Source organism: Rhodococcus zopfii NBRC 100606 = JCM 9919 (assembly GCF_001895025.1).
GTDB classification, from domain to species: domain Bacteria; phylum Actinomycetota; class Actinomycetes; order Mycobacteriales; family Mycobacteriaceae; genus Rhodococcus; species Rhodococcus zopfii.
Genome location: NZ_BCXI01000125.1, coordinates 1 through 1,187 on the forward strand (window position 1 = coordinate 1; position 1,187 = coordinate 1,187).

A 1,187-nucleotide genomic window follows, 5' to 3' on the forward strand; every position below is an offset into this window, starting at 1 on the left:
CCACTTCTGTCATCGTTGCCGGTGCCCGTACGCCGATGGGGCGTTTGCAGGGTGCGTTGAAGGATTTCTCGGGGTCGGATCTGGGTGGGGTCGCGATCGCGGGTGCGTTGGCGAAGGCGGGGGTGGCGCCGGAGTCGGTGGAGTACGTGATCATGGGTCAGGTGCTCACGGCGGGGGCGGGGCAGATCCCGGCGCGGCAGGCCGCGGTGGCGGCGGGGATTCCGATGGATGTGCCGGCGTTGACGGTCAACAAGGTGTGTCTGTCGGGGATCGATGCGATCGCGTTGGCCGATCAGCTGATCCGGGCGGGTGAGTTCGAGATCGTGGTGGCCGGGGGTCAGGAGTCGATGAGCCAGGCGCCGCACCTGTTGGAGAAGAGCCGGGCCGGGTTCAAGTACGGGGATGTGACGCTGCGCGATCACATGGCGTTCGACGGGTTGTACGACATCTTCACCGATCAGGCGATGGGCAATCTGACCGAGTCCGCGAACAGCGGGGAGCGGTTCGTCTCGCGGGAGGAGCAGGACGCGTTCGCGGCGGCCTCGCATCAGAAGGCGGCCCGGGCGTGGAAGGACGGGGTGTTCGACGAGGAGGTGGTGCCGGTGTCGATCCCGCAGCGCAAGGGTGATCCGGTGGAGTTCGCCTCGGATGAGGGCATCCGGGCGGAGACGACGGTCGAGTCGTTGGGTGCGCTGCGTCCGGCGTTCTCGAAGGACGGGACGGTGACGGCGGGGTCGGCGTCGCAGATTTCCGACGGGGCGGCGGCGGTGGTGGTGATGAGCCGGGCGAAGGCGGAGGAGCTGGGTCTGTCGTGGGTGGCGGAGATCGGGGCGCACGGGGTGGTGGCCGGGCCGGATTCGACGTTGCAGTCGCAGCCGGCGCGGGCGATCGCGAAGGCGTGTGCGCGGGAGGGTATCGATCCGGCGGATTTGGATCTGGTGGAGATCAACGAGGCGTTCGCGGCGGTGGGGATCGTCTCGGCGCGGGAGTTGGGGATCGATGCCGGCAAGGTGAATGTCAACGGTGGGGCGATCGCGATGGGTCATCCGTTGGGGATGTCCGGTGCTCGGATCGCTCTGCATCTGGCTCTGGAGTTGCGGCGTCGTGGTGGTGGGGTGGGTGCGGCTGCTCTGTGTGGTGGTGGTGGTCAGGGTGATGCGTTGATCGTGCGCGTGCCCAAGGCCTGA

At 68.0% G+C, this 1,187-nt stretch carries 1 protein-coding gene; it reads left to right on the forward strand.

Translation table 11 applies throughout. From position 1 onward, the window contains the following. A partial coding sequence (locus tag RZ1_RS29410; protein WP_240795149.1) for an acetyl-CoA C-acetyltransferase occupies positions 1-1,187 on the forward strand: 1,187 nt, incomplete at its 5' end.